This window comes from Mucilaginibacter psychrotolerans (assembly GCF_004519315.1).
Taxonomy (GTDB): domain Bacteria; phylum Bacteroidota; class Bacteroidia; order Sphingobacteriales; family Sphingobacteriaceae; genus Mucilaginibacter; species Mucilaginibacter psychrotolerans.
The window spans coordinates 51,438-75,712 of the sequence record NZ_SOZE01000026.1 but is presented as its reverse complement, the minus strand read 5'-3'; the positions used below and the strand labels follow the sequence as shown (position 1 = coordinate 75,712).

Annotated in this window: 21 protein-coding genes; 14 read left to right on the top strand and 7 right to left on the bottom strand. The window is 45.9% G+C overall.

The window, feature by feature from the left end; all coding sequences use genetic code 11:
* Nucleotides 1-166: 166 nt before the first annotated feature.
* Entirely contained in the window at nt 167-1,036 is an 870-nt protein-coding gene (locus tag E2R66_RS20960; RefSeq protein ID WP_133234413.1) for a sugar phosphate isomerase/epimerase family protein, read from the top strand.
* A 55-nt stretch (nt 1,037-1,091) separates the two neighbouring features.
* Entirely contained in the window at nt 1,092-1,853 is a 762-nt protein-coding gene (locus E2R66_RS20955) for a hypothetical protein (RefSeq protein ID WP_133234411.1), read from the top strand.
* Nucleotides 1,854-2,116: 263 nt separating this feature from the next.
* Here the strand turns inward: E2R66_RS20955 and E2R66_RS20950 are convergent, their stop codons facing one another.
* From E2R66_RS20950 to E2R66_RS20935, 4 genes are read right to left on the bottom strand one after another with little or no spacing between them, the layout of a single operon-like run.
* A complete protein-coding gene (locus E2R66_RS20950) occupies nt 2,117-3,682 on the bottom strand; it encodes a hypothetical protein (RefSeq protein WP_133234409.1) in 1,566 nt (521 codons plus the stop codon).
* Nucleotides 3,679-5,517: a glycosyltransferase gene (locus tag E2R66_RS20945; RefSeq protein WP_240049365.1), complete on the bottom strand. Its 1,839-nt coding sequence runs from the start codon at nt 5,515-5,517 to the stop codon at nt 3,679-3,681. Before E2R66_RS20945 ends, E2R66_RS20950 begins: the two co-directional genes overlap by 4 nt.
* Before the next feature lie 51 nt (nt 5,518-5,568).
* Entirely contained in the window at nt 5,569-7,659 is a 2,091-nt protein-coding gene (locus tag E2R66_RS20940; RefSeq protein WP_133234405.1) for a cellulose biosynthesis cyclic di-GMP-binding regulatory protein BcsB, read from the bottom strand.
* A 14-nt stretch (nt 7,660-7,673) separates the two neighbouring features.
* The gene (locus E2R66_RS20935) at nt 7,674-9,020 is read right to left on the bottom strand and encodes a sensor histidine kinase (RefSeq protein ID WP_133234403.1); all 1,347 of its coding nucleotides are present in this window, start codon (nt 9,018-9,020) and stop codon (nt 7,674-7,676) included.
* Between the two features lie 134 nt (nt 9,021-9,154).
* Between E2R66_RS20935 and E2R66_RS20930 the strand changes: the two genes are divergently transcribed.
* Nucleotides 9,155-10,228 (top strand): glycoside hydrolase family 5 protein, encoded by a 1,074-nt coding sequence (locus E2R66_RS20930; protein WP_133234401.1) that lies wholly within the window; start codon nt 9,155-9,157, stop codon nt 10,226-10,228.
* Between the two features lie 39 nt (nt 10,229-10,267).
* Nucleotides 10,268-11,248 (top strand): acyl-ACP desaturase, encoded by a 981-nt coding sequence (locus E2R66_RS20925; protein WP_133234399.1) that lies wholly within the window; start codon nt 10,268-10,270, stop codon nt 11,246-11,248.
* 59 nt (nt 11,249-11,307) lie between these two features.
* Here E2R66_RS20925 and E2R66_RS20920 read toward each other — a convergent pair whose 3' ends face one another.
* Both E2R66_RS20920 and E2R66_RS20915 read right to left on the bottom strand, forming a co-directional pair.
* Nucleotides 11,308-12,915: a mechanosensitive ion channel family protein gene (locus tag E2R66_RS20920; RefSeq protein WP_133234397.1), complete on the bottom strand. Its 1,608-nt coding sequence runs from the start codon at nt 12,913-12,915 to the stop codon at nt 11,308-11,310.
* A 52-nt stretch (nt 12,916-12,967) separates the two neighbouring features.
* On the bottom strand, nt 12,968-13,294 hold the full coding sequence (locus E2R66_RS20915; protein ID WP_133234395.1) for a hypothetical protein: 327 nt from the start codon (nt 13,292-13,294) through the stop codon (nt 12,968-12,970).
* 117 nt (nt 13,295-13,411) lie between these two features.
* On the opposite strand from E2R66_RS20915, the gene E2R66_RS20910 reads away from it, so the two are divergent.
* Genes E2R66_RS20910 through E2R66_RS20895 form a run of 4 tightly spaced genes read left to right on the top strand, consistent with a single transcriptional unit; the run spans nt 13,412 to nt 15,790 of the window.
* Entirely contained in the window at nt 13,412-14,431 is a 1,020-nt protein-coding gene (locus tag E2R66_RS20910; protein WP_133234393.1) for an aldo/keto reductase, read from the top strand.
* Between the two features lie 44 nt (nt 14,432-14,475).
* A complete protein-coding gene (locus tag E2R66_RS20905) occupies nt 14,476-14,727 on the top strand; it encodes a hypothetical protein (protein WP_133234391.1) in 252 nt (83 codons plus the stop codon).
* Nucleotides 14,724-15,011 (top strand): type II toxin-antitoxin system RelE/ParE family toxin, encoded by a 288-nt coding sequence (locus E2R66_RS29325; RefSeq protein ID WP_133234389.1) that lies wholly within the window; start codon nt 14,724-14,726, stop codon nt 15,009-15,011. Before E2R66_RS20905 ends, E2R66_RS29325 begins: the two co-directional genes overlap by 4 nt.
* A gap of 47 nt (nt 15,012-15,058) precedes the next feature.
* Nucleotides 15,059-15,790 (top strand): GDSL-type esterase/lipase family protein, encoded by a 732-nt coding sequence (locus E2R66_RS20895; protein ID WP_240049364.1) that lies wholly within the window; start codon nt 15,059-15,061, stop codon nt 15,788-15,790.
* A gap of 65 nt (nt 15,791-15,855) precedes the next feature.
* Here E2R66_RS20895 and E2R66_RS20890 read toward each other — a convergent pair whose 3' ends face one another.
* Complete coding sequence (locus tag E2R66_RS20890; protein WP_133234385.1) at nt 15,856-17,406, bottom strand: NAD(P)/FAD-dependent oxidoreductase; 1,551 nt, start codon at nt 17,404-17,406, stop codon at nt 15,856-15,858.
* Nucleotides 17,407-17,954: 548 nt separating this feature from the next.
* On the opposite strand from E2R66_RS20890, the gene E2R66_RS20885 reads away from it, so the two are divergent.
* From E2R66_RS20885 to E2R66_RS20865, 6 genes are all read left to right on the top strand, one after another.
* Complete coding sequence (locus E2R66_RS20885) at nt 17,955-18,524, top strand: RNA polymerase sigma factor (RefSeq protein WP_133234383.1); 570 nt, start codon at nt 17,955-17,957, stop codon at nt 18,522-18,524.
* Between the two features lie 297 nt (nt 18,525-18,821).
* Nucleotides 18,822-18,986 carry a hypothetical protein gene (locus E2R66_RS28460; RefSeq protein WP_158288467.1) on the top strand — a complete coding sequence of 55 codons (165 nt, stop codon included), beginning with the start codon at nt 18,822-18,824 and terminating at the stop codon, nt 18,984-18,986.
* A gap of 15 nt (nt 18,987-19,001) precedes the next feature.
* Entirely contained in the window at nt 19,002-20,225 is a 1,224-nt protein-coding gene (locus E2R66_RS20880; protein WP_240049363.1) for a glycosyltransferase family 4 protein, read from the top strand.
* A gap of 121 nt (nt 20,226-20,346) precedes the next feature.
* Nucleotides 20,347-20,721 carry a hypothetical protein gene (locus tag E2R66_RS20875; protein WP_133234381.1) on the top strand — a complete coding sequence of 125 codons (375 nt, stop codon included), beginning with the start codon at nt 20,347-20,349 and terminating at the stop codon, nt 20,719-20,721.
* Nucleotides 20,722-20,822: 101 nt separating this feature from the next.
* The gene (locus E2R66_RS20870; RefSeq protein WP_133234379.1) at nt 20,823-21,263 is read left to right on the top strand and encodes a MarR family winged helix-turn-helix transcriptional regulator; all 441 of its coding nucleotides are present in this window, start codon (nt 20,823-20,825) and stop codon (nt 21,261-21,263) included.
* Between the two features lie 235 nt (nt 21,264-21,498).
* Nucleotides 21,499-24,246, top strand: coding sequence for a TonB-dependent receptor (locus tag E2R66_RS20865; protein ID WP_240049366.1), 2,748 nt, complete (start codon nt 21,499-21,501; stop codon nt 24,244-24,246).
* Nucleotides 24,247-24,275: the final 29 nt, after the last annotated feature.

Here is a 24,275-nt window from a genome sequence, read left to right as displayed (position 1 = left end):
AACCCTTTCATCTAACGATGAAGGGGTTTCTTCGTTTATGAACTTTTTTTAGCTCCCTCGCCCGTGGCCCCGGTCGCCCTAAACAAGCACTCCCCAGCTTTTATTTTGCATAGCCCGTAATTAGGTGCTACATTTAGCTACCAATTATTAATCCCATAAACATACCATGGATAGAAGGACTTTCCTGTACACCGGTAGCTTGCTGGCTGCTGCATCTGCCGCGCCTGGCATGGCTCCGTTCATAGCTAAAGGTTCCAAACTTGCGCCGGGTATACAGCTTTACATGGTTCGGGAGGAGATGGCCCGTGATGCTGGCGGCACGATGAAGCAACTTGGCGCTATGGGCTACACCCAACTGGAAAGCTACGGCGGCGATAAAGGTATCTTTTGGGGACTCTCCCCTATCAAATTCCAAAAACTGGCAACGGGCAACGGCCTTACGCTGGTATCGGCCCACCACAACCCCATGTCTACTCCGGAGTTTGAGCAGCTCGCCGCACAGGCCGCGCAGATTGGCATGCAATACTTGGTGTGTCCCTGGCTGGGCCCTCAAAACAGCATCGACGATTTTAAACGGTTTGCCGACGATTTTAACCAGCGGGGTAAAATTTGCAATGCTCACGGCATCCGCTACGCCTATCACCCACACGATTACCCCTACAAACCGGTCGATGGGCAATTGCCTATTGATGTGCTACTCGCTGGTACCGATGCCGCTTTGGTCGATTTCCAGATGGACGTTTATTACACGCTTATCGAGGGGCAAGATCCCTACCAATACCTGGCCAAATATAAGGGCCGTTTCAAACTGATGCACCTGCGCGACGTGCTGAAGCATCGCCTCCCCAAGGGCAGCGCCGATGAGTCTGCCTGCGATATGGGCGAAGGCATCATCAACTTCTCCCGGCTTGTTCATGCTGCACAGGCAGAAGGCGTAACCTACTTTTTTGTGGAACAAAGCCGCTTCTACCACGAAAGCCCTTTGCAAAGCGCCAAAAAGAATGTCAATTTTTTAAAACACATGAAGCCGGCTTAGGCCGCGCACATACTCACCGGAAGCAATCACCTAAAATCATAATCCCCTTATAAACATGAAACCACGTATCGCCCTGCTGCTCGCGCTGCTTTTTATAGCCCCCCTTTGCCTGGCGCAAACTACCAGGATGGATAGCCTGCTACTGAGTTTTAAAGCAGCCGGGTTCGATAACGCAGTGCAGCCAGCAAGTATCGAGCTGGAAAACTATCAGGAAAAGATCATCCCGCAGCTCATTGCCCTGTTGAGCAGTAAGGCTTATGTGAAGTTGCAAAATACCACTTTTTTGATATACCCAGGCAATAAAGCTTTGGTGATGACGCACGGTAGTATCATTCCTTACGAGTTGGATTATGTTTCGGTAAGGGCGGGATGGCTGCTGGAACAGCTTACCTTTAACGATTTTGGCTACCGTACCAAGGGGGTAGATAGCGATACCTACAGCCGCATCATGGCAAGCTATTTTGCACCGGGCGGCCATCCCGTTGCCCAAATGCGTTGGCAGTACAAGCTCAGCAAAAAACAAATAGCCCATAACCGCTCCATACTGGCCCTTAAAGTGAAAAAATGGTGGCAGGCTAACCACGCCGGTTACACGCGTTTCGCCGCCCTTAAAGCCGCCCTGCAAGCCACATATCCCTACCGCGTGCTACTTGCTTTGCAATATCTTAGCAGGCCCGAAACCGACTGTGATAACCTGAAGGAACTGTACACCACAGAGGTATTACCCTTACTTGAGACACTTAAACAATCGGCCAACGAAGCTATCAGGAGCAAGGCTGTCGAATGTTTAAATGACAATCCCATAAGCAATCCATAGTAGGGCGCGCATCATAAGTGCAACAGGCAAATAGTAAGGCGATGCTTAAGCTTCATTGAAGCACTGGAGAATAGGAAACCCAGAGATTTTCAGGCCCTTTTTGGTCAAAAAAACAAAAAAATTACTTTGCGGCATGCCCATAAAAACCTCCGAAAAACAAAGAAAAACGCAGATTTTTATCGGGAAAAAGCGCTGTTTTTTTTTACAAGCCCAGCTGGGTATCGTCACAAATTTTCTAACAAATAAAATTAGACAGGACGCGCCTATTTCACCACCCGGTACACTATCCAGTTATCTGTTTCGTACACTTTTTTAAAGATAACCTGTGGCAGCGTTCGTTTGATACTCACCAGGTAACGGTTGTTGAGCTGGGTGTAGCCTGTTACCAGGTTTTTGGCGGTGGCTATTACAATGTAGTCGGCCGCTTTATCCGGTGATTCTACGCCGCTCAGGAAGTTGTCTTGATAGGGCATAGTGAGGGTACGTATCTTCTGGCGTTCTACAAAGGCTACCACGCCGTAGGCGGTTGCGTCGTCCATCAGGATGTGCGAGTCGTCGGGCAGGGAGTTGATGTAGCTGGCAACATCCATATTGTCGGCCTGTGTTTTATCGTCGGTACGGTTGGTGAGCACGGCCAAAAAGTTGCGGTCCTCAGCAATAGGCGATGTTTTAAGGAAGTACCAGCCGGCGTATAACTGCACGGCCATAGTTACGGCCAGTGTTATTTTAAACACGCGTTGGTTCTTCACCGTTTGCGATTTAAACATTACGCACAGGAAGGCCAGCACCACAAATATCATATAATACTCGTAAGCCAGGTATACCTTATCATACTTGAGGTGCAAAAACTCTATGAACGCAAAAGGCGTAAGCAGGGTAAGTACCTGGTAGGTGCTTTCCCTAAACAGGTATATGGCAATGAGTATCATGGGGCAAAACAGCAGCACGCGGGCCGATAGCAGCAGGCTTACCTCGGGTATCTGGTAGTTGGTGTTGGTGGTTTGCTGGTCGAAACTGAGTTTGTCTATCAGTACGTTCCAGGTGGCGTAGGGGCTTTCGTTAAAGTAGTTAAGGTCGTTGGCGTGGGTAAGGTTGAGCAGTTTGTAGCAAAGCACGGCTACCAGCGGCAAGGCGAACAAAATGATGTACAGCGCAAAGGTTTTGTTTACCAGCTTGCGCCGCAACGATGGGCTGTTGAAACTAAGGAACAGGCGGAAGATACTCTCCTGCTCGCCCAGGTTAAGGCTGTGGATGGTGATAGCCAGCACCAGCGGCAAAAAGAACAGCGTAAGCCACACGAACTTATAATCGCAAAAGATGAGTGTAACCAGGCATATGCTGGCAATAGATACGTGGAACGTGGTGTTGCTGCGGTAAAACTTAAGCAGGTTAAGGAAAAACAAAAAGAAGAATATCAGCACCAAATACCCCCCTTTACCCGAGCATGCCGTGTATAGTATACCGGGGTGGAAAAGGAAAAGTGCCAATAGTATGTACAGGTAAAAATCTTGAGAAGGTCGTTTGATAAGCGTGACGGCTATTACGTAAAACAGCAAAGCCGTACCTATAGCAGATGCCAGTGCAGGTGCCAACGTATAGCTGATGGTAGTGAAGGCAAAGGTTGCCATAAAGGGCAGCATGGGCGATGTAAGGCCCATTACCTTCAGGCGCACGCCTACACCGTCGAAAACGATGAGGGCTTTTTCGATATAAAATAACGATTCGTGGTTGTAGTACCCTAAATTATTGAGGTACACCGCCGCTACCAGGTAATAAATTACCAGTATGCAAGTAATGAACAGTAAGTAAACAGACCTGCTGATTCTCATTTAACAACATTTGTAGGGTTACTAACTTTGCTTAGCCCGTGGTTGGTTTTTTCCCAGTAAAACGGATTGGTAACCAGTTGGAACAAGCCCTTATATGCCGATATACTGTGCATGAGCCAATAAATAGGGTTGGCTATGGCAAACAATATTAGTTCGTAATACCGCCTTTTAAATACGGCCATCATGTTGATGTATATCATGAGGATGTTACCCACCATGAGGTTGAAGATCGACATGAACAGCACCCAATCCGGGAACAGGGTGCGTATGCTCGATAAGTCGAATATGATGTAGCAAATAAAGAACGTGAGCAGCAATGGATACACCAAAAATATCACGGGCGTAGCGCCTATGAAGAAGTTGAAACCCAAAAAGCCTTTCCAGCCTATTTTACGTACCAACTCGGCAGGGTTGCGCATGTGTACCAGGTAGGTTTGCATGTAGCCCTTTATCCATCGGCTGCGCTGGCGTATCCAGTTGAAGGGCTCGTTGTTTGCCTCTTCGTAAGTGGTGGAGTTGATGATGGCTATCTTGTGACCCTTGGCATAAGCGCGTACACCTAAATCAGCATCCTCGGTTACGTTGAAGGGGTCCCACGCGCCAAGGTCTATCAGTTCCTGCAGTTTAAAGTGATTGCTGGTACCGCCAAGTGGGATGGGGATATCCAGCGTATCCAACCCGGGCAGCATATAATCGAACCAGTAAGAGTACTCCAGCGTAAACATACGGGTAAGGAAGTTCTCGTTACGGTTGAAGTAGTTGAGTGCGCTTTGCACGCAGATAAACTCCGAAGGCAGTTTGCCGAACAGCGACACCACTTTCTTCAGTTGGTCGGTATCTGGGATGTCCTCGGCATCGTAGATAGTAAGGTACTTACCACGGGCAAAGTGCAGGCCGTAGTTACAAGCCTTAGGCTTTGTTTTGGGCATGTGAAAAGGAACAACGATAACCTCGAAGATGGCCGGGAAATCGAGATTGCGTACCGCGTTTAGGGTTTTGTCGTCGTCTTCCTCAATCAGTAGTTTAATATCCAGCTTGTGCCGGGGGTAATCTATCGCCTGCAGGTTCCAGATGAGTTTTTTGATCAGCTTATCTTCTTTATAAACGGGCAGCAGTATGGTGTAAATGGGCAGTTCATCATCAATTACCAGTTTAAGCTCTTCCTTGGTGACCGCCTGGTGCAACTCGAAACGCGAACCCACCAGAGCCAGGAATAGCTTGAATATGATTGCCACTAAAAAAAACGTACTGATGATAACGTTGAGGATGATGGAGGTATTTTTGAAACTAAGCACCAGGCCCACTGCAACAATGCCTATGATAACGAAGGTAAACACCAGCTGTGCCGATGAAAAGGTTAATACTGCAGAGCTATCCGGGTCGCGTTTCATCAGTTCGAAAACGGATGATTTAACGTACTTATCGCCTATGAGCTTATTGCTTAGCCAGATGATATCTAAATCTGATGCTACGATGATTTCGGGCTCCATATCGTAGGTAAACCTGATGAAATCGGCAAAAAGCTCATCATCGGGGCTTGCCATCAGGGTTATCATCTTACCGTTTTCGGCACGCAGGGGCAGGGCGAGGTGGTCATTGGCGAAGCTAAGATCTATTTTATCTAAAACAGCCTGGTCGTACTCCATATCTCTTATTTGGGCAAATTCGTACCCTGCTTCAAGCATCGAACGCTCGTAGTTTTTGCGCGATATGTAGCCGAAGGTGAGGGCTATCTTGATGAAAGATAGCCCCGTCTCCGCAGAATGCCTTTCGATTTTTTCACGATTATCGGCAGTCAAAAAGCCATCCTTAACCAATAATTCAGGAATCGACATAGTAGTCATGAAAAAATTAATACGTTAGGATATGAATATGCACGGTGTACATTAATCATTAAACAGTTCCTGTGATTTTTGCACTTTCGAGCGGATGTACAGGAACGATAGCAATATCAGCACCAAAATACCCAGCAATATGTACAGGTTGTAATTGTCCCAGAAACGGGTAAGCGCGCTCTTGGTATCTATATACTCCAGGTTATCGCTGCTTTTGTTGATGTTGAACAGGTACTTATTGTTGTTTACATCAGATATACAAACGTTGCTGCTAAGGGTTGATAACTGCTCGGTAATGGATTTAGAAGCCGATAAGAACGCCTCGGACAAGTGCTTGCCTGTGGCTGTAAGTACCAGGGTTGCGTTGTTATTGCGACCATAGAATATCTGCGCCAAACCGTTGGAGGTAGTATCAGACAGCTGATACACGATGGTATTATTATCTGTATTATACAGGCGGAAGTTCCTGTCGAAATTGATAGGCGCATCCGGGAACTCTTTGTACAAAGGGTCGTCTTTACTTAGAAGAGCAATGATGTTGTTCTTCTTAAGCTCTGATGGCTGTATGCCATCTGCGCCTTGTGAGTAAACAAAATCGGGGAAGTTGTTTGCGTTGATGTTGTTGTTCAACTCATAAATTATCTCGCCCATTGCGCCGGCGGCGTATTTAGCGTAGTCTTTACTTACCACAATTTTGGTAGTACCGCTGTTGAAGGCTTCGGGATACTGGTAGAAGCTCAGATCACTGGTGATGAAGGGGTTCTTCGATTCCAGATACGATTTATCTACGTCAACCTCGGCAAAGAAATTGGTAAAGCTGTTTTTGCAATTGCCGTTGTTAGGGTAAAAGCGGAACTCGGCCTCCAGCGTGTTGTATTTATGGTGTTGGTAGCGATTAATGGTTACGGTAGTATTTAACTTGCCCGATGCATCCAGCTTCTCGCTGCTTAGCAACAGGCCATTGAGGTATATGTTGAAGAAACCACGGTCGCCTGGGTTAAGGCTGCTATAGTTACCCACTATACGTATCTCAACCTCTTTAGGGGTGAAACTAAAATCGGAGTTCTTGAAGTTAAACGCGCTTTTCAGCGAGCCAATGCCCGATAGGAAATCGCTTACGCCACCGATCTGTTTAAGTGAAAGCTTAGAGCGGTTCTCGTCGATAGTTTTGAAAAACTGGTTCTGTGCTTTGTTTATCAACAGGTAATCGCCGAAGGTAGAGTTGAGGATGTTCATGTTACCCAAAGCGGTAATTGCTTTCTCGTAACCCGCATCGTCGCCTCCGGTAACGTATAATATCTCGGTAGGTACCACTTCCTGTGCAACGGCTTTTACGGCGGTAAGCTGACCCTTGTTCTCCACCATACGGGTAATGGTATCCATAACCGTACTGATAGCTTTATGCAGATAAAACAAACCCTGATTGTTTTGAGGGGTAACCTTTATCAATGGTCTTTCTGCACCGGTTAATGATGATAGTGCGCCCACCTTTATGTAATTGCGTATAGTATCGGGCAATTTGCCTTCTTCATATACGCCAATAGTTTTCTGCTGCGTTTTTTTCAAACGCGAGTATGCCCATGCAACGGCCTTTAGATCGTGCAGGGTAGGGTTTGCCGGATAAACAATAGCCCTTTTTCCATCGAAACAATTGCTTATGTTGATATTGTTGAAGAAGTTTTTGCTGCTCTTTACCAACGACAGGTAAGAGTAGTTTTTTATTTTTAACCACATTGCAGGGTTATCCAAATCGCGGCACGGGTCGTCGGTAATTGTTAACAGCGTTTTAACCTGAATTTTGATGTAGTTATCTGGGGATACATCCGCCTTAGTAAGGTTGATGCTTATCTTTTGGATAGAATCTTTAGTTAAACGAGCACTATATACCGGTTTTGGACCTATAAATAAATTTACGTACGATTTTTCCCTAATCAAAGCCTGCGAAGGCTCAAAATACACCACCAATTTGCTGCCATTTATCTCATACTCAGGCGTGATTTTGAAGTAGAACGAAGTGGCTCCGCTCATACCGTACACCGGTTCGTCATCATCGTGGCCCATTGCTTTAAATGAAATAATGTGTTGCGCAAAGCATGCTGTGCTTAACATTATAAAAGCCAAAAGGGTAAATAGTCTCTTCATTGTGGTTATATGTATTAGTTAATTACGTAAAATTCTACTCTGAAATAGTTGCCGTTATCATCGCTGCGGTACATCAGTTCGCCGCCAAGTTCTTTGGTCATCAGTTTGGCTATAGATAAACCCAGGCCCAGGCGGCTCTCTATGCTGGCTGATGCATCGTTAAGCGTTTTAAGCTTGTTGAACATCATATCCAGTTCCTGCTGCCCAATGGCTAAGCCCTCATCTATAATCTCAAAAACGAACTTCTGGCGTTGCAAGCTGGTAACAATGCGTATGTTGTTGTTTGTTTGTGAAAATTTTATTGCGTTTGAGAGTAGGTTTTGGAAAACCTGGCCCGCAAATACCCTATCCAGCTTCACGTTAAGCGGCAATTTCAGTATGTTATCTACCAAGTGTATGTTCTTCATCTGGGCGGTCTCCTGCAAGCCTTTAAACACGTGCATCACCTCGGCGTTGATGTCGAAGATCTCCATATTGAACTTCATCTCCGGCGATTCGATTTCCTTTACGTCCATCAGTTTGTTTAACATGTACTGCATCTTCTCGGCCGATTCGGAGATATAGTTGGCCATTTCCTTTTGGTCGGCACTAAGGCGATAGTCTTCCTCTTTGAGCAGGTTATTGCTCATCATAATTTGGCTGATCAGGTTCTTTAAATCGTGCCCGGCGATGTTAATGAAGCTGTTTTTTTGATCGTCAAGCTTACGCAGTTGCTCATATTGCCTATCGATGATGTTGTTTTTCTCGTTGATGTCGTGATTCTGGTCTTTCAGTTGTTCGTTAGATTTCTCGATGAGTATCTGCGATCGCACCTCGCGCGCTAAAACCTTGTAACGGGCGTTAGGTATAAGGCATGATATGAAGGCGATGATGAAAAAGAAGATGCCGTTATTGATAACCAGATCCAGCGAGAACTCATTGAGCAGGTTATAGAATATAGCCAGCAGCAACAAGGCGATCAACGTTTGGATAATGGAGTTTACGGGCTCCCAAAAAACCTGAAGGTTGAAAAATAGTATAATAACCGAATAAGTAAGGAAATAAATAAGCTCAACTTCCAGTCTTACCAGATTACATAATATGGCCGAAGTAATCGAGAGGAAAAAGAAACAGAGGTGCAACAGTAGCCTGTAATTGTACTTTTTAGTTTGGAAGAAATTGTACAGGCCCAGTATGATTAGCACGGTTATGATCCGCACTATCGCAAATTGCAGCCATATTTCGTTAGCGTAAACAAAATCTACAATTGTGAAAAGAATAGGGTACATGAAAACGGTAGACCAAATAATATTATTGGTTTGGTACCACGCTTTTTTTAAGATTTCCTTTTTATATTCTTCTTTCGATATTTGAACAAACATTATTTGTTAAATTATAATAAGTTTTTCTGACCAGCTAACAATTGCAACATTAAACATAGGTGAAAAATACCACTTTTAACTTAAATCTTTTAAAATTGCCGCAAAGGGCGGTATTTGTATCCTTAATTATAATTATGCAATGCATTAATGCAAAAAGCCAACCAGTTCATTTAAACGAAAGGCAAATTGCATTTAAGCGTGCAAAAAGCCTGAATAACGGAGTGAGCGTTTCATGGCTCGAACAATGGTGGAACAAGGACATATTAAGCGCAAATCCCCTGAAAAAGGCCGATTACGAATTGCTTAAGAAACTAAACATTTCTACTATACGCTTACCCGTAGCTTTTGAATATTTTGAAACTGCGAAAATTCCTGTTGAGAAAGTATTTGCTCACATTGATGAAATTTTGAAACAGTGCAAGTTATACGGCATAAAATTGATTATAGATTATCACTACGGTAAAATAAATGATAATAATTATATAATCGAAACCCAAAAGGTAATTAACCAGTGGATATTAATAGCTAAAAGGTACAAAAAAGAGAGCCCCAACTTGGTTTTTTTTGAGATTTACAACGAACCCGGTCCCATAAACCCCAAAGTGTGGAAAGATGCCGCATACAACATCGTTACGGCCATACGCAAAGAGGATGCCAAACGTACGTTGATAGTGGGTGCGTCAAATTACAATAGTATTTACGAATTAAGTCGTATGGAAAGATTGGCCGATGAGAACATTATTTACACCTTCCACTTTTATGAGCCCTTTATATTTACCCACCAAGGTGCCGATTGGGTGGGCGATCAGGTAGCTACCACGGGAATCCCCTTCCCCTACGACCCCAAAACCTACCCGCCCATGAATCCCGGCATCATTGGTACCTGGGGCGAGAACAACTATTACCAATATAGGATTGATGGCAACCAGCAATCAGTAAGGGATAAGTTGCAGATCGTAAAACACTGGGGTAGTAAATATGATGTGCCCATCATTTGCGGCGAATACGGCGTATATCGTAAATACAGCGATGAAGGTAGCCGTTACCGGTATATTAAAGCGGTGCGGCAATCTTTAAAAAAATTAGATATCCCGGGCATTCATTGGGATTATAACAGTAATTTTTCGATATTTAACGGCCAGCCCTCTGTTATGAACCTATCAACAGGCATGAAGGATGCTATTGATTACAAACAGGCAAAACAATAATGTAATTAATTGATTAACTTTGTAAGCTAACACTGTACTATGCATTTTTTTGAAGAAAAACGTAAGGAGGTAATGTCGCACATCGAGCCACACATGCTGGAGAAGATGTTCGAGTTCCTAAAACCTGTAGATACCATCTGGCAACCATCAGACTTTTTGCCTGATGCGTCGCGAGCTACTTTTTTCAGTGAAATAAAAGAATTACAGGAAAGTGCCAAAGGTTTATCTTATGATTTGATTGCCGTACTAATTGGTGATACTATTACCGAGGAAGCACTACCTACCTACGAATCGTGGCTGACCATGGTTGAAGGCGTATCGCACGACGAAGAAGGTGGCTGGATGAAATGGACCCGTTACTGGACGGCCGAAGAAAACCGCCACGGCGACTTGCTGAACAAATACCTATACCTAAGCGGGCGCGTAAATATGCGCATGATGGAAGTAAGCACCCAATGGCTTATTGCTGATGGTTTTGACATTGGTACTGGTCGCGACCCATACCGCAACTTTATTTATACCTCTTTCCAGGAACTGGCTACAAACGTATCTCACCGCAGGGTGGCATCGGCAGCCAAAAAAGATGGTGATACCCTGCTATCAAAAATGTGTGGCGTTATTGCAGGTGATGAAGCCCGCCATGCAAAAGCCTACAAATATTTTATAGAAAAGATTTTTGAAGTAGATGCCAACGAAGCCATGCTGGCTTTTGAGGATATGATGCGCAAGAAAATCGTAATGCCTGCGCACTTCCTGCGCGAGGTTGGCTTAAAGGTTGGCCAAACTTTCGGCCACTTTACCGATGCTGCCGAGCGCTTGGGTATTTACACCGCTTTGGATTATGTAGATATATTGAAAGAACTGATAGAAGACTGGCATATAGAAAGCGTAACCGGTTTGGAAGCAAACGGCGAAAAAGCACGTGACTATATCATGAACCTGCCTGCCCGTTTATTACGTGTAGCCGAGCGCATGAAAAACCCTATGCTGGAGTACAAATTCAGCTGGATACACGGGTAGGAAAATAGTTAAAGAGATAAATAAAAGCCTGCTGAAAAGCGGGCTTTTATTGTTTTGTTCTATTCTTCCTTCTTGATGTGGAAACCACGCGTTTTATAATCATCCGGCAGGGAATCATTGGGTATTTGTATGTGGTTGCCATCCCGCAGCGCACTATAATGCGGCGACATGATCTCCACCCCGGCCTCGTTAAATTTATCCTGTATATTTTGATGCAGTCGCGAGTAAATGCCCGCCATTTGGTTAGACAAATTGGTGTAAGCATTTATCTGGTAGCTCACGTTGAAATCGTTCAACGCTGTTTGCAATACGAATGGCTTTGGCTCCGCGAGTATGCCTTCGGTGGTTTCAGCGGCACTTATCATCAGTTGATGTATCTGCTGCCAGGGTGCATCGTACCCAATGGTGATGGTGGTATTCAATATCAACCCGAGCGTTTTTGCTGTAGAGGTATAATTCACGGTATGCCCATTTAAAATAGTGCTGTTAGGCACCGTAATATCCTCGTTTTTGATGGTGCGAAGGCGGGTGACCAATATGTTCTTCTCTATCACGTCGCCAGTTATGTCGCCAACTTTTACACGGTCGCCAACCTTAAACGGACGCATATAAGTAAGCACTATACCGGCTACCATGTTGGATATTGCAGACGAAGAACCAAGCGAGAACAACACGCCAAGGAAAACCGTAACGCCCTGGAAGACCTTTGAATCGGATCCCGGCAGGTAGGGGAATATCACCACAAACATAAACGCATAAAGCAGTACCTTAATAATATTAGAGGTAGGCATTGCCCATTCCGGATAAAAGCCGTTAATGGAAAACGCGCCCTGCTCAATTTCGCGCGCAATAAATTTTATCAGCTTTACAATGTAATGGGTTACGGTAAAAATTACCGCTATGGTAAGCAGGTTGGGTATATAACGGATAAAGGCCAGCAAAATGCTTTTAAGCGGGTCAACAATATAACTCAGCAGCAGGGTTGCATATGGTTTTGATGAGGGGAAAATAAAAAACAACACCGGCAGCGCCAGGTACACTAGCAGGATAATAATAATAAACCGCACCAACCGCAGCAAACTATTTATCAGCGGTAAAATTCGATTGGCGTAACTAACGGGCGCGCCTTTGGCGGCCAGCTTAGTAAGCCGGCTTTCCCAGGCTTTTATAATTTTTAGTTTTAACCAGCGGAAAGCGCGGTTTACGGCCCATATCAACAATATCAGCAGAACTATAACGGCGACAGCCTCCAGCACGTTTGTAATTAATTGCCTGATGCTATTGTTGTCGATAAGGTTGCCAAGTTGTTTTTTTAAGATCGCCAGATAACTAGAGGCAAGTTGGGGGCGGCTGAATTCCGTAATGGCGGCATCCCTGTTGTTAACGGCGAGCACCATCTGCCCCTGATAGGTAATGACAGATAATGCGCTATCATTTTTTAAAATAAGTGAATCTGGGTTAAAATCTATCCTGTTAATAAGGGTGTTGATTCGTTTGGTAACCGCCTGTGCCCTTTCGGCAGGGCTAAACAACCCCTGGCCTGTATAAAAAGTAAGAAGAGTGTCCTGGTTTATTACAACGGGGTATCCGGTCTCTGTTTGTATTTGTGCTTTTACACTTGTAAGGCAAATGAAAATGCTTGCCAACAAAACGTACAATTTCCGCATGGCGTGTTTTTACGTTAAAGCTAAATATTATAATTAACTATAACGTCAATTGTTAGCCCTCCAAAACCAAATCTGTCCCCAACCCATCCGATAGATCGTCAAATAAACTGTTTAAAATAGATTCAATGGTTATAGAATTTACATCATCTACATAATGCTCATTGCGGGTAATCCAAAGTTCTTGTCCGTTTACCTCTAAGGTAAATAACGGGCCTTCATACAGTTCGGGTTGCGATATGGTGATGCCAACGGGTGTTTTCTGTATGCTGAAGCTGATGTCGCTTTGCCGTTGTTTTTGAAAGATGGGGTTTAACCGTTCTTGCAGGTGTGTAAAAAGTTCTCCGGAGTTTATGGGTTTATGCAGGGTGATAATTTTCATGGTGGTTTTGTATTTATATATTTACAATTGCCTGTTGTTATTGTTTACCTGGTGCTTTTATTTAAGCGGGCAAAACAGCAGCTTTGTTAAAACTGTTCTATCTGAAATCTACCGAAAATGAAATACAAATTATTAGGCCGTTCGGGTCTTAAAGTATCAGAGCTTTGCCTGGGTACCATGGGCTTTGGTACCGAAGCCGGCTGGGGCGCAGATGCCGCCACCAGTTTCGATATAATGGATGCTTATGCCAACGAAGGAGGTAATTTCCTGGATACCGCCAACATTTATAAACTAGGCACCAGCGAAAAAATTATCGGTGACTATATTAGCCACCACGATCGCGACTACTTCGTCCTTGCCACCAAATACAGCCTAAAAGATAACCTTACCAACCCCAACGCTAGTGGTAACAACCGCAAAAATATGATGCGTAGCGTTGAGGATAGCCTTAAACGCTTGAAGACCGATTTTATAGACGTGCTGTACCTGCATATTTGGGACGATATTACCCCCATTGATGAAGTGCTGCGTGGTATGGACGACCTGATAAAACAAGGCAAAATAACTTACGCCGCTATTAGCGATACGCCCGCCTGGGTGGTAGCCAAAGGCAATACCCTTGCCGAGCTGATGGGTTGGAGCCAGTTCATTGCCTTGCAGGTAGAGTATAGCCTGCTGGCCCGCACCGCCGAGCGCGAACTGATACCGATGGCCAAACACTTCGGGATGACGGTTACCCCATGGGCACCGCTTGCAGGCGGCGCATTAACCGGTAAATACTTAAAGGGGGATAAAGGCCGCATAAAACCCGAAAGCAACCGCCTTAATCAGCGCGCCGAAAAGATTACCCGCGTAGTAATGGAGATTGCCGAAGAGCTTGGCGTATCTGAAAGCCACGTGGCACTGCAATGGACCATGAGCAAAGGCTTCCAATGTATCCCGATAGTGGGAGCAACAAAGGTAGATCAGCTAAAGGATAACCTGAAAACCGTTGACGTAAAGCTAAGCGACGAGCAAATCAAAAAACTGGATGATGCCAGCAAAATAGAATTAGGCTTCCCCGGTGATTTCTTTAACGAAGATGCGGTGAAGACGAATACGTTTGGCGGATTTTACGATAGGGTGGAGAAGCGTTGATATCGTCAATCAAAATAAGTAAATTTGTTTAAAGCACTTAGGTTATGACAACAACAGCAATCAGGGAACGCTTATACGAGTACATCAGGGATGCTGACGATAAAAAAGTTGAAGCACTGTATGTAATATTAGAAGGGGAGATAGTGCAGGGGTATGATTGGTCGGAGGACAAAGAGTTTGTAGCCGAATTGGATGAGGAATATAAAAGATATGAGGATGGGGTTGATAAAGGGATAACCCTCGAAGAATTGGAAGTGTCGTTAGAGCTAAACAGAAAACAACGTGGCGGAAAATGAGTTATAATTTCCGGGTACTTCAAAGAGCGCAACGAGAAATAAAGGAAAGCAGCGCTTGGTACGAGGAGCAACAGCCTAACTTGGGGTCAAAGTTCGAAAGTGCGGTATTAGCGAGAATCAGGACGATAAGTAACAACCCTTTGCACTATCCCTTAAAAGGTAAACTTCGGGAGGCAATTGTACGCGATTTTCCATTCCTGATTTTATATCGAATGGACGATTCCCATAGAACAATCGTAGTCATGTCTGTATTTCACATGAGTAGACACCCAAACAAGAAATAATGAATCGGCATAAATCTATATTGTGTTTGCTAATCTGCATTTTTAGCATGGCAACCACCCACGCCCAAACTCGCAACCTCAATATCGTCTACATTGGCAATAGCATTACCTATGGTGCAGGTTTGGATAGTCCTGCTACCCAGGCACCGCCGGTTGTGGCTTCTGCATGGTTAGGGAAACAAAAGGATGTTGCGGCGGTAAGCTTTAGTAATCAGGGGCATAGCGGTTACACCACGCTGGATTTTTTGCCCGGCACGCCCGCTTTTGTTGCCGTAGTGCAAGCCGCAAAGGCCTTTACCAACCATGATGCCCAACTTATTTTCTCCATCAAAATAGGCACTAACGATAGTGCCGTAACAGGCACCCATGGCGCGCCGGTATCCGTTGGTGATTACGGCATCAACCTGAAAGATATTACCGATACACTGCTGAAGGAGTTCCCGGCGGCTATTATTATTTATCAGCACCCTGTTTGGTACAGTCCGAATACTCAGAACGGCGCCACTTACCTGCAGGAGGGGCTTACCCGATTGCAAACGTATATGCCTGTAATAGATGCACTTGCCGCAAGGTATCAAGCTGCCAACCCCGGCCATGTGTTTGTTGGGGATACCAAAGCCTTCGCTTATTTCAAGAAGAATTACCTCACCGATTTGCAGGCGGAGGAGGGTAGACAGGGCACTTTTTACCTGCACCCCAATAAAAAAGGAGCTATAGCTTTGGGCGAATTTTGGGGCAAAGCGATATACAAAGTGCTTAAAAAGCTGCCCAAATCCTAAGATTTTTACCCTGATTTTCCCGAGGATTTCGGAAGAAAATCGGGGTTTTTCTTTGATTTTTCGGGTTATCCCAGATATGTTTTCACCCCGTTGGCGCAGTTTACCCCATCGATGGCGGCCGAGATAATTCCACCGGCATATCCAGCCCCTTCGCCGCAGGGAAACAAGCCGGCAACTTGCGGGTGTTGGTATGTCTCCCTGTCGCGGGGTACCTTGATGGGTGATGAGGTGCGCGACTCTACCCCCACCAGTATAGCCTCGTTGGTGTAGTAACCTTTCATCTTCCGCCCGAAGGCCGGTAGGGCTTTGCGCAAGCGGGCATGTATCCAATCGGGCAGTACTTCAAGCAGGTCTGTGCTTTTGCAGCCGGGTAGGTAAGAGTTTATGGGCAGGTTGGCCGATACGCGCCGTTCCACAAAATCAACCATGCGCTGGGCGGGGGCAACCAGGTTACCGCCGCCGGCTTTAAAGGCCAGGTGCTCGGCCCGTTGCTGAAAATCCAGCATCCGGAATGGGTCGGCCATGTTGCCTTTTACATCCTCCATATTTATCTGCACCACCGTGCCGCTGTTGGCGAAAGGGTTGTTGCGCTTGCTCGGGCTCCAGCCGTTCACCACTATTTCATCAGCTGCCGTTGCGCAGGGGGCAATAATGCCACCCGGGCACATGCAGAAAGAGAATACCCCGCGATCCTCCACCTGTTCTACCAGGTTATAATAGGATGGCGGCAGGTGCGGGTCGCGAACATCGCAGTGGTACTGGGCGCGGTCGATTATTTCTTGTGGATGCTCTATGCGTACGCCCAGGGCAAAGGGCTTGGCTTCTATCAGTATCCCTTGTGCATGCAGCATCCGGAACACATCGTGCGCGGAGTGGCCGGTGGCCAGTATCACCGCATCGGCCAAAAGTTTTTCGCCATTGGCCAGTTGTACGCCCTGTATTTTGCCGAATTGCACCACCAGGCTGGTAACTTTGGTATCAAACAGCACCTCGCCGCCGGCATTCAATATGCTCTCGCGCATGGCGGTGATAATCTGCGGTAGTTTATTGGTGCCGATGTGGGGGCGCGCATCAACCAAAATATCATCAGTAGCGCCATGGGCTACAAAGGTTTTCAATACGCCGGTAACATCGCCGCGTTTGGTGCTGCGGGTGTAGAGTTTCCCGTCGGAGTAAGTGCCTGCGCCACCCTCGCCGAAGCAATAGTTCGATTCGGGATTCACCAGGCCCTGTTTGTTGATGTTGGCCAAATCGCGGCGGCGTTGCTTTACATCTTTGCCGCGCTCCAGTATAACGGGTTTCAGGCCTTGCTCTATACATTGCAGCGCAGCAAACAAACCCGCCGGACCTGCACCTACGATGATGACCTGCCGCGCATCCTTAACACTTTTATATTGGTGGTTGTAAACCTCGGGCACCGGGGGCTCATCTATATAAACGGCAACCTGCATGCGGTAAAGCACCTTACGGCCGCGTGCATCTATAGAGCGTTTCAGAATTTTTATCCCCTGTATCCTTTGTTGGGGGATGTTGATGGCTGCCGAGGCAAGGGCCGTTAGTGCCGCTTCATCTTCGTGCTGCCCCGGAGGGCAAACAATTTCGGTTTCTTTGATCATGTTGCCATGCCGGGTTTTTATCCCGGACTTTACAAAGGTAAATAATTCAGCTTGCAGTGGGGGGTGATTTGCATGGTGCTTGTTTTTTAACCACAGAGTTCACAGAGGAGGCACAGAGGTGCACAAAGCTGTGCAAGTGATTAGAGGTTTTTAATCGGTTCAGAAACGGAGATTGCAAAGAGTTGGGCTTGCGACTAAACAAAACTCCTTAAAGAATTTGCAAGGCTCTGTGCCTCTCTGCGGCTCCTCAGCGTTCTCTGCGGTAAAATCATAAGCTGTACACTTCCGAACACGTTTTTTCACCCCGCCCCAACCCGTTAAAACACCCTAAATAACCAAATTAAGCAGCCTGTTGTAGCGCAATAACGTCATGTATCGTAAGGTTGTTTACTTAGTTTAAAACGCACACAAACATATGCGTACGCTAAAGAACGCTAACTGTACGGAAGCGAACAGTAGAAAATCGCTTTTAAAATTAACTAGCTGAAAATCAATTAAATAAAAAACTGGTTGAGTTTTGGCATATACCGAATCACTACAATATTACTATGACACCGAACACCGACACAAAGTTGAGCGCCCTATGGGAAGGATGCTTACAGAACGACAGAAAACAACAAGAACAGTTGTACAAAATGCTTGCGCCAAAAATGCTGGCCGTTTGCATGCGCTACGCCAAAGATAAAGACGAAGCCCAGGATATACTACAGGAGGGCTTTATCAAAATGTTCAAAAACATGCACAACTACCGCGGCGAAGGCAGCCTGGAAGGTTGGATACGCCGTATAATGGTACACAGTGCCATATCGCGCTACCGTAAGGCAAAAACCATGGTTTTGGTTGATGACTTTACCGAGCAGAACATACCGGTGAGCAGCAGCTACAACGCCAACGGCCTGGAAGCGCAGGAACTGATGAAGATGGTCCAGGCATTACCAAAAACCTACCGCTCGGTTTTTAACATGTACGCCATTGAGGGCTACTCGCACCAGGAGATTGGCAGTAGTTTGGGTATGAGCGAACTGTTATCGCGCACTACCCTGCACCGTGCACGCGCGATCTTAAAAGAAAAGTTGAACAGCCTGGCCACCCGCGAACGCCACTGCCTGGCCGGATAAGCCACGCCGCCCGCCCTCGATATGATAGAGGGAAACGGATACTTGATGTACTGATTTATTGATTACCTGGCATGCCCGCCGGCTTAATCAATAAATCAAAAATCAGCGGCAAAATCCCCACCAGCCCTGATTAGGATAAATACTTCCCCCGTAGATTCCTGCAACAGTATAATAACCATAGGCGGCCATATGCCCAAAGCCATCATGCCTTCTTTGATAAAGAACGTATCATAATATAAACTTAACACCCCGGTTAAACTAAGCCCGTAGCTTTATTATTATCAAATTAAGGCTATTATGGAAGCGGGATATACTACAATCGACCTGGTGATGCTGGCGATAGCAGCATTCGTAATTTGGGTGGCCATGCGCACGCCAAAAGATAAAAGCGCTTTAACAGAGATAAGGCAACGCGCCAAAATGAGGCGTAAAGGGCGCCGCAGCGCGCCGGTACCGTTCTGAACAGGAGGGGATTATATGATGAACGAGTGGGGTGTTATTGCGCCGGGTTACACCGGTCCAAGGGTGCGGGTTGCCTTTTTTGCCGAGATATTGACCGAAGGACTGGATGGCGCCATACGCACCATGTACCAGCTGATTGACCGGATAGACGATAGCCGGTTCGAGTTCCTGTTTATATACGGCGAAGGGCCCGAGAACATCAAGGGCCATCAAAGCATGAGCGTGCCGCATGTATCCTTGTTTGTTAATTCGGGGTATTCGCTGGCCCTGCCGGTATTGGCAGAGAGCCGCATGAAACACGCGTTGCGCAAGTTTGCGCCCGATGTGGTGCACATTGCCACGCCATCGTTACTGGGTAACTTCGGGCTAAATTACGCGCGCCAAAACGGCCTGCCGGTAATGACTATCTACCACACGCACTTTATCTCCTACATAGATTATTATTTTAAGCACCTGCCATTTTTAATAAACAGCACCCGGCAACTGGTAGTGGCCCGGCATAAGCTTTTTTACAACCAGTGCGATAGAATATACGTACCATCGGAAAGCATGAAGGTAGAGCTTGCAGAAATGGGCGTACAAGCCCACCGTATGCAGATATGGAAGCGCGGCATGGATGCCGGTCTTTTCTCTCCGCAAAAGAGGAATAAAAAAGCCCTGCGCGAACTTACCTGTAACGATAACCCTACCGTATTATTTGCCAGCCGGCTGGTGTGGGAAAAGAACCTTGAAACCCTTTTTGAGGTTTACGATGGCATGCAGAACCAAAACCCTGTAGTAAACTTTGTAATTGCCGGCGATGGCAGCGCATTGAAAGCATGTAAGACGCGTATGCCCCACGCCGTTTTTACCGGTAAGGTGGGCCATGGCCAGCTATCTGTGCTGTATGCCTCGGCAGATATTTTCCTGTTCCCTTCTGTATCAGAAACCTATGGCAATGTAGTGCTGGAGGCCATGGCATCGGGCTTGCCCTGCGTAATAGCCGATGGGGGAGGATCCGCCGATTTTATTGAGCAAGGCATCAACGGGTTTAAATGCAGGCCTTATGATGCGGCTGATTATATAGAAAAAATTTCCCTCACGCTTGCTAACCCCCTGCTTGCCGCACAGTTTGCACAGAAGGGGCTTGAATATAGTGGCCGCCTTAATTGGGACGACCTTGCTGCCGATTACTTCGACTGCCTGCGGGAGTTGGCCTTGAACCCCTTAGCTGAAACGGAACTTGAAGTTGCCGGGTAACACACAGCGCCCGCTTACCAATGTTTAATTAACATTAAGCTTTGGTTAACAAATTTAGTTTTGTTGATTGCGAGCTGCAGGATGCTGAACTTTGATTGTTACCCGTGTATCAACTATCCGAATGTTAAAAGCGTTTTCGACGTTCCTGTTCCTGGCAATAACGTTGTTCATCAACGTGCTGCCTGCGGCTGTTGCGCTTTATGGCTACCGGGCAAGCCACCCCAAACATTTAATTGTAAAACAAAAAGTATCATCTCAACCCGTTGTGGATCATGGCATACATGATGCAAGTTGGGAGTTCATCAAAAAAAAGCACATTTCCTCGCCGCCGGTACATTTAAAACTGCGCCCTATATTTGCAATTTTCCTGGTATTCGGCTTGTTTTTTTGTGCCTGCCAGTATCCGCTTAAAGATTTTTATTCGCGCTTCCTCTCCCGCAAAGCGCCCTTGCTCGTTTCGCAGAAATACCTTCAGCTGCAAACCCTGCTTATTTGATTTCCTTGCCGGCTGTTAAGCCCATTCTTCAATAATTAACGCAATCGGCAATTTGCCCGTCGGCCTGTTCTTCGCAGGGGCCCGGGCCTCAACTTTTTATTATGAATTTCGGAGAAGACTTAAGCCTGCAGTTGATGCTGGCCAATAAATCTTATCATCAGTATTTATTTACCGTTTTAAAAGAGATAGACGTTTATCAACACTACCAGATAATACTGCTATTGAGCCGCCAGGGCGGCCGCAGCACACAAAAATTTATTGGCGATACGCTGTTGATAGAAAAATCGAACATGGTGGCCATTATTGCCGCCCTGGAAGAGAAAGGTTACGTATATAAAACCGTAAACCATAAAGACCGCAGAAGTAAGCTGGTATCGCTTACCGCAAAGGCGCAGGATACCGTAGGGATAATGAACAACCTGTTCAACGTATTTGAAGAGCAGATGGCCGAGGACCTCACCTGGCAGGAAATGTACAATTGCATCAGGGTGCTCAATAAGGTAAACGGCAAGCTTAACGATATGCTGGTAGCAGGTAATTAAGCACAAAAATGTGTTCGGTTTAGTCCCCGTTTGTGCATATACGGGCGTAAATTTAACATTGGAGCAGATGCCTTAAGTATAAATGGTTATAATATTGAACCATTGGTAACCATAAGCACAATAACATATAATGGTTTGATAACGGCCAAAAATCGTCGGGAAGAGATGTGTGAAATAGCTTTGCATCAAAATATTAATGGTGAAAAAAGTTATACATTTCCTAGGCTTGATACTTGTGTTTGCATGTGCAGGCCTAACGGCTAAAGCCCAGAATACCGGTAAAATCGTCGGCAAGATAATAGATCAGAAAAACAGCGAAACCCTCATAGGGGCAACTGTGAGCATAGAGGGTACTACCAAAGGCGTTGCTACCGATGTAGAGGGCCGATACTCGTTAAACGGCATAGCGCCGGGCCGTTACACCATATTGGTGCGTTATATAGGCTACCAAACCAAGTCGATATCGGATATCGAAGTTAAAGCCAACGCAGCAACCCCGCTTGATGTTGCCCTGGCACCATCGGTAAGCACGGCGCTGAACGAGGTTGTTATTAAAGCAACCTACCGCCAGGAGTCGGTAACGGCGCTTTATGCCCAGCAAAAGAACAGCGTTTCTATCTCAGACGGCGTATCGTCTGAAGTTATACGCCGCTCGCCGGATAGGAACACCGCCGATGTGTTGAAACGCGTAAGCGGTGCCACTATACAGGATAACAAATTCGTGGTTATCCGTGGTTTGAGCGATAGGTATAACAGCGCAATGCTTGATGGGGCTGCGTTGCCAAGCACCGAGCCTAACAGGAAAGCATTCTCGTTCGATATCGTACCATCAAACCTGGTAGAGAACCTTACCATTACTAAAACAGCCACGCCAGATCAGCCAAGCGATTTCGCAGGCGGTTTGATACATATTTCTACGAAAGACCTGCCCGATCAGAATTTCGTTTCTTTTGGCATAGGCGGCAGTTACAACACAGCTTCTACCTTTAAAGATTTCCTGAGCGGCCCGCGTAACGCAACCGATTATTTAGGTTTTGATGACGGTAACAGGCAATTGGCTAGTGGCTTCTCCTCTTATAACAGCATCGTGAACGGTTTAACTACAGATCGCAACATCCGTTTGTTAAGAAGTTTGCCATCCGACTATAATATCTACAGCAACAAGGCACTGCCAACCCAAAATTACCAGTTTACCATCGGCAAGGTGAAAGACCTGAAAAGCGGCAACCGTTTTGGCGCTATATTGGCCTTAACCTACCGTAATACGCAAACTATCGGCAACGATATAAAACGCGATTATTACGATAATCATTATAACGATGATATCTACAAATTCTCTACCAACATTGGGGCATTGCTGAACGTTGGTTACACCTACGGTAAGAATAAAATAACCTTTAAAAACGTTTACAACAGGATATACGACGACCAGTTTCTGTACCGTACAGGTAGCAATACAGGCTCGGGTGTAGATCTGAAATACTACGCTTTCGACCTTTTGCAGAAAGCCTTGCTGAAATCAACTTTAGAAGGTAACCATCCAATAGGCGATAAAGGCTCAAAAATTAACTGGGAGGCGAGTTACGCCAACGTACTTAACGACCAGCCCGGCCAGCGTAAAACAAGTTATTCGCGCAATATTGGCAGCGGCGACCCTTTCCAGGCCAACGTTTCTTCTTTAGGTAAAGAGAATGCTACCCTATTTGCTAAGCTGAACGAAGACTCTTACAACGGTGCGTTGAACTACTCGCTGCCGGTTAAAATGGTTAAGCAAAAAGGTACTTTTAAAGCCGGTTTTAGTTCTTTGTACCGCAACAGGGAATACGACGCACGCTTTTTAGGCGCGGTAATAAGAGATAACGACCCCACTACAGCCGATGCCATCAAACAAAGGCCGCTAAGTACTTTGTTCGGCCGCGATTTGATAAACGCTAATGTGTACCAACTGCAAGAAATTGATGGCCGGCCCGATTCATACAACGCCAACTCGTTAACCAACGCAGGTTACGCTATGCTGGATAATAAGCTGAGTAGCAAACTGAGGTTGGTTTGGGGAGCCCGCGTAGAACAATTTAATGTAGAAGTTACGCCGAAGCTTGCCGCAAATGCATCAGACAATGTTAAACAAGATTATGTTGACGTGTTGCCATCGGCTAACTTAACCTACGCCCTTACCTCTAAAATAAACCTGCGTGCTTCTTACTCGCGCACTTTGGCCCGCCCCGAGTTTAGGGAGCTTGCCACATCAAGGTATTACGATTACGAGTTGCTTGCTTTTCAGCAAGGTAACCCGCTGCTTAAAAAAGCGAGCATCAACAACTTTGATGTCCGTTTTGAGCTATATCCTTCTGCCGGCCAAATTATCTCGGTATCGGGTTTCTATAAAAAGTTCACCCACGCTATCGAGGCTTATAACGACGATGCTGCCTCAACCCGCACAATTACGTACTTCAACTCCGATAAAGCCAATGTTTATGGCGCCGAGTTAGAGATACGCAAGACCCTTGATTTTATAAACGCAAGTAATTTCTTTAAAAACACATCGGCCTACGCAAACTTATCGGTTATTAAATCTACAGCGATAAACCCAACCGATGGCCGTCTTAACTTCTTAGAGAGTGAACGCCCTTTGGTTGGCCAGGCACCATATGTAATAAACGCCGGTTTGCAGCACACCTTCCTGGATAATAAAATGAGCTTCAATGCACTTTATAACCGTGTTGGACGCAGACTTTCTGTAGCTGCGGGCGCCCAGTACCAAAGCGTTTGGGAAGCGCCAAGAGATGTGGTTGATGCGCAATTGAGCATAAAAGTGTTGAAGAGCAAAGGCGAGATCAAATTCAACGCCGGCGATATCTTCAATCAACGTGCCACCTTCTACTATGACTTTAACAAGAACAAAGTTTACGATGCCGGCGATGGCCCGCAAAGCAGCTACAAACCGGGCAGTACGTATTCGTTCGCGTTCAATTACACCTTCTAAAAGCCTAAATCAGTAATAAATATATTCTA

Excerpts from the sequence above, each read along its gene's own strand:
- E2R66_RS20925 (WP_133234399.1), top strand. The coding sequence starts at position 10,268 with ATGCATTTTTTTGAAGAAAAACGTAAGGAGGTAATGTCGCACATCGAG.
- E2R66_RS20950 (WP_133234409.1), bottom strand. The coding sequence starts at position 3,682 with ATGAGAATCAGCAGGTCTGTTTACTTACTGTTCATTACTTGCATACTG.
- E2R66_RS20910 (WP_133234393.1), top strand. The coding sequence starts at position 13,412 with ATGAAATACAAATTATTAGGCCGTTCGGGTCTTAAAGTATCAGAGCTT.
- E2R66_RS20930 (WP_133234401.1), top strand. The coding sequence starts at position 9,155 with ATGCAATGCATTAATGCAAAAAGCCAACCAGTTCATTTAAACGAAAGG.
- E2R66_RS20890 (WP_133234385.1), bottom strand. The coding sequence starts at position 17,406 with ATGATCAAAGAAACCGAAATTGTTTGCCCTCCGGGGCAGCACGAAGAT.
- E2R66_RS20870 (WP_133234379.1), top strand. The coding sequence starts at position 20,823 with ATGAATTTCGGAGAAGACTTAAGCCTGCAGTTGATGCTGGCCAATAAA.
- E2R66_RS20960 (WP_133234413.1), top strand. The coding sequence starts at position 167 with ATGGATAGAAGGACTTTCCTGTACACCGGTAGCTTGCTGGCTGCTGCA.
- E2R66_RS20940 (WP_133234405.1), bottom strand. The coding sequence starts at position 7,659 with ATGAAGAGACTATTTACCCTTTTGGCTTTTATAATGTTAAGCACAGCA.
- E2R66_RS20955 (WP_133234411.1), top strand. The coding sequence starts at position 1,092 with ATGAAACCACGTATCGCCCTGCTGCTCGCGCTGCTTTTTATAGCCCCC.
- E2R66_RS20875 (WP_133234381.1), top strand. The coding sequence starts at position 20,347 with ATGTTAAAAGCGTTTTCGACGTTCCTGTTCCTGGCAATAACGTTGTTC.
- E2R66_RS20945 (WP_240049365.1), bottom strand. The coding sequence starts at position 5,517 with ATGTCGATTCCTGAATTATTGGTTAAGGATGGCTTTTTGACTGCCGAT.
- E2R66_RS28460 (WP_158288467.1), top strand. The coding sequence starts at position 18,822 with ATGGAAGCGGGATATACTACAATCGACCTGGTGATGCTGGCGATAGCA.
- E2R66_RS20880 (WP_240049363.1), top strand. The coding sequence starts at position 19,002 with ATGATGAACGAGTGGGGTGTTATTGCGCCGGGTTACACCGGTCCAAGG.
- E2R66_RS29325 (WP_133234389.1), top strand. The coding sequence starts at position 14,724 with ATGAGTTATAATTTCCGGGTACTTCAAAGAGCGCAACGAGAAATAAAG.
- E2R66_RS20895 (WP_240049364.1), top strand. The coding sequence starts at position 15,059 with ATGGCAACCACCCACGCCCAAACTCGCAACCTCAATATCGTCTACATT.
- E2R66_RS20915 (WP_133234395.1), bottom strand. The coding sequence starts at position 13,294 with ATGAAAATTATCACCCTGCATAAACCCATAAACTCCGGAGAACTTTTT.
- E2R66_RS20885 (WP_133234383.1), top strand. The coding sequence starts at position 17,955 with ATGACACCGAACACCGACACAAAGTTGAGCGCCCTATGGGAAGGATGC.
- E2R66_RS20905 (WP_133234391.1), top strand. The coding sequence starts at position 14,476 with ATGACAACAACAGCAATCAGGGAACGCTTATACGAGTACATCAGGGAT.
- E2R66_RS20935 (WP_133234403.1), bottom strand. The coding sequence starts at position 9,020 with ATGTTTGTTCAAATATCGAAAGAAGAATATAAAAAGGAAATCTTAAAA.
- E2R66_RS20920 (WP_133234397.1), bottom strand. The coding sequence starts at position 12,915 with ATGCGGAAATTGTACGTTTTGTTGGCAAGCATTTTCATTTGCCTTACA.